The 3,989-nt window shown below is 67.1% G+C and carries 2 protein-coding genes; one reads left to right on the plus strand and one right to left on the minus strand.

Annotated features, from left to right (window positions below):
- The coding region (locus tag LLH23_00115) for a hypothetical protein (protein MCE5236878.1) at positions 1–3,445 on the plus strand (3,445 nt) is incomplete at its 5' end.
- Between the two features lie 4 nt (positions 3,446–3,449).
- Here the strand turns inward: LLH23_00115 and LLH23_00120 are convergent.
- The coding region (locus tag LLH23_00120) for a hypothetical protein (protein ID MCE5236879.1) at positions 3,450–3,989 on the minus strand (540 nt) is incomplete at its 5' end.

The raw sequence follows: 3,989 nt of genomic DNA on the forward strand, positions 1-3,989 counted from the left end.
GGGCCATGCGCGCTCCTCCGGTGGTGTTTCGGACACCGTGGCCCACTCCGGCCAGCGCAGCCTGTACATGACCGGCTCGGATTCGGTCAGCCATGCCTACTGGTCGTACCGCAACCTTCCCGCCGAGCCCGGCAAGCGCTATGCCCTGTCGGCCTGGGTGCGCCTACATGGAGCCATGCCGCCCCACAGCGGCTTTCGGGTGCATCTGGGCTTCCTCAACGCCAAAGGCGAGATCATCTCCGACAAGGACCATCCCTTCTACGAGGGCTGGGCCTCGCAGTGGCTGCATGGGTACAGCGAATGGGTGCCCTTCGGCGTGGCCGCGGTCAGCCCGCCGGGGACGGCGACGATGGCGGTGACACTGCGGTTCGTGGGAGTGGGGGAGAGTTGGGTGGATGGCGTGAAGCTCGTGCAGGGAGATGACGCGGTTCCAGAGCCGCCGGCCTCCCTGGCCCGCGCCGCCTCCTTCGACGCCCCCGAAGTCGCCGCCGGTGACTGCCGGATGACGCTGAAGCTCCGCAACACCCTCGGCCAACCCGTCAGCGGCCTCAGCATCTCGGCCAGCGGTCCGGCTGGGATGACCGGTCGCAGCGAGCAGCCTGTTGACCTGCCCGCAGGTGGCTCCACGAGCATCCCCGTGCTCCTCGGCTTCCCCCGGCAATTCAGTGCCTCAGACGCGCGGGTGCTGCTCACCGGCAAGTACCGCGCAGGGGACAAGGATGAGACGGTGCAGTGGCTGGCGCGGATGCCAGTGGCCGCCGCTGACCTCGTGGAGGCCGTGCGTGACGGGCGGTGGGGGACTCCTGAGAAGAGTCTGCCTAACGCTGCGCCGATTGAGATAGAGGGGAGCGTGGTCACCCGCGCCGGCAAGCCCCAGTGCGTGATGGCCGTGACGCCGGTGGAGTTGCAGGCGGGCGACGGTCTGGGGCTCGTCGTGCGCGTTGCCGCGACAGACAAGGCGCAGGGGCCGATGAAACTGTCTTGGGAATGCCTCGACTACTACTTCCGACCTGCCACGGGCCAGATGGATGTAAACCTCCCGCCGGGCATGTCATGCCTGCTCAAGCTCGACCTGCCGTCCTCGCAGGTTGACCGCCTGATCCGCACGCAGAAGGAAGCCGGGGCCGACCAATATCGGATCACCTGCCGCCTGCTCAAAGGCAATGAGGAGGCCGCCGCACAGACGGACTGGATGCGGCTGAAGCCGCTCAACTTCGACTTCCCCAAGCTCGCGCCCCTCGCCGAACGCTATGACGACCTTCCGGTCTATGGCAGGCTGAAGCTGGTTGACGAGGTGCTCTGCGGCGACCCCGCCGATCCGCACGCGATGCGGCAGGGCGGCAAGGCGCTGAGCACCAAGTATACGAGCGAGCCGCTGGACTACTACGGCGGCGGCCCGCGCCTCACGTACGACTGGGCGCTGACCTATCGCGAGAGCCGGGAGCAGTTCACGAGCATCGCCGAAGTTCTAGGCAAGCCCTGCCGCGTCACGGACAACTGGGGCTGGTTCGCCTACCGCATGGGGCGCGGCCAGGTCCAGCCGGGCAAGCACTACGTCCTGGTCGTCGAATACCCGGAAGACGTTTCGCGCAACTTCCTGCTGTGGAACGGCATTGACTCCCGCGCCTCGTTCGGCTTCCATACCGGCAGTTCCCTCGGCGACCCACACACCCGCCAGCGCTTCATGCAGAAGGTTGACCTTCCGCTATCGGGCCGCTACGAGCGGCAGTACTCCCTCATGTCGGCTCAAAGCGGCGACGGGTGGGTAGCAGTGCATTCCATGGGCGACAAGGCTGATCCCTTCAGCGAGGGAGTAGCCGTGCATGCCCTGCGCCTCTATGAACTCGGCGACCGCCCCGCGCTTGAGGCGCTGGCCATGCCGGCGCAGGAGCCCGAGCAGGCGCCGCGCCGCCTGCTCGGCTTCATCAGCGAAGACGCCACCCCGAGCGCCGGAACCATCGCCTCCTACCGTGCCTTCGGCATGAACTTCTACGCGCCAGTGGCCCTGTCATACTGCGGCGGCACCTACCCCACCAACAGCGGCTATGTGGGCTGGCCCAGCAAGCTGTTCGGCCCCGACAAGCTGAGCAACCCCCACGCCCTCGCCCGCCCGGGCTACTACCGCCTGCAGCCAGGCATCACCGAGCCCATCCTTGCCGAAGGCGATCGCACGGGCGTTACGGTCATGCCGCTGCTCGAATACGGCGGCACCGGGCAACTTCCGCAGGAGGCCCTCGCGGTGTGGCCTGACGGCTCCCCGCACTACTACCACTGGGGCACCACCACCGGCAAGGACGGCCTGCGCACCATGCGCTGCCTCGACGCCGGTACTTGCATTGACATGGCCCATCCCGCCGTCGGCGAAGACCTCGAAAAGCTCGTGACTGAACTCGGAGACCTGTACGCGACCAAGTACAAGAGCTTCGGGGGCCTCATCCTGACACACCGCTTCCAGGCATGGCAGGTCAGCTACAGCGACTACGAGGTGCGGCGCTTCGCGCAAGCCAGGGGCCTCTCGCTGCCCGCCGGCAACCTCGGCCAGTGGGTTCACGACAACCACGAGGCCGCGTTCCGCCAGTGGTACTACGAGCGCAAGCGCGACAACCTGCTGCGCGCCGCCGCCGCACTGCGCAAGGTCCGCTCCGACCTGCGTCTCGTCATCCTCAACTACAACGGCGGCGACGACAACCTGCACTTCGGTACGCCGTTGTACTGGTGGGACAAGGAGAAGGGCGACGAACTGCTCGTGCCGGGCCGGGTGTCGCTGCCGGACGTGGCCAAGCTCGATCTCCCGCGCTTGATGGAAGACTACACGCGCCCCGATGTCGCCTGGCTCAGCGTTGGCATGAACCCGCCACTGTACCGGCAGGATCGTGGGCTGATGAACCTCGCGCAGGCCCACTACCCCTTCCTGTGCGGCAATGAGAAGTATCTCAACCACTTCCGCACCGGGGAGGGCAGCGCGGTCTGCCTGTGGTGGATCTACAACGAGGACGCGTATTTCAACCACCCGCAGGTCGGCTGGAACTGCCCCGGCCTGCATGGCAACGAGCCCGCCGGGCGGTACTGCATGCTCGACGAAGTGCTCGCCATGGCCGCCAGCGACCCCTTCCTCATGGGCGTGCGCATCGGCGACATGAACCGGGGCTTCCCGGAGTACGCGCGCGAGTTCGCGGCAGCGTACCGGGCCCTGCCTGCGGTGCCTTCGGAGATCATCAAAGCGTGTGGGGATGAGAAGATCGTGGTGCGGCGCTACCGCACCAAAGCGGGGACTTACCTGGGGATCATCAACACCGGCCTCGGGCCGGAGGCCGTAACGGTGAAACTCAACGCCGCCGCCCTCGGTGGCAGGCGTCTGCGGAATCTCGTCACCGGCGCTACGGTTGAGGCGCCGCTGACGCTGAAGCTCGAGCCTATGAGCCTCACCGCCTGGCGGCTGGAGTGATCGCTCAGTAGCACTCCAGGACGCGCTCGCGCAGGACCTCGAACCGTCGCTCGCCCGTATCCAGCATGCGCTGCACGGCCTGAAGTCGCTGCGCCATCTCCCCCGCGCCTGCTCCCAACCGCCCTGGCAGCACGACTGCGTCCTGCCGCACTAGCTGCCCACCCTCCAGCGCAAACGCGAGCCGATGGCCCTCGCCTGTGGCCTCATACACCGCCGCCACCCGCCGCTCCCGCCCCGGCAGCACATGCACGAATAGGATCAGGTCCACTGCCTGCACAAGCCGCTCCGGCACGTTGAGGGGCGCGCCGCGCAGGATGTCATACAGCTCCTCCAGGGTGTCTGCATGCAGGCACGATGCCACCCGTTGCTCCTTGGTGAGCGACAGGAACCGCGCCACGTCGGTCCCCCAGATGTAACCATACCAATGCCCGGACCCAATCTCGTGCGCGAGTTCGCAGCGTCTCCGCTGTAGGGCGGGGGCTTGTACCCCGCCGGCCTCTATCATCGACGACGATTGCGGCGGGTTACGGGCCCCCGCCACACA

This window comes from bacterium, from assembly GCA_021372615.1.
Lineage (GTDB): Bacteria > Armatimonadota > Zipacnadia > Zipacnadales > UBA11051 > JAJFUB01.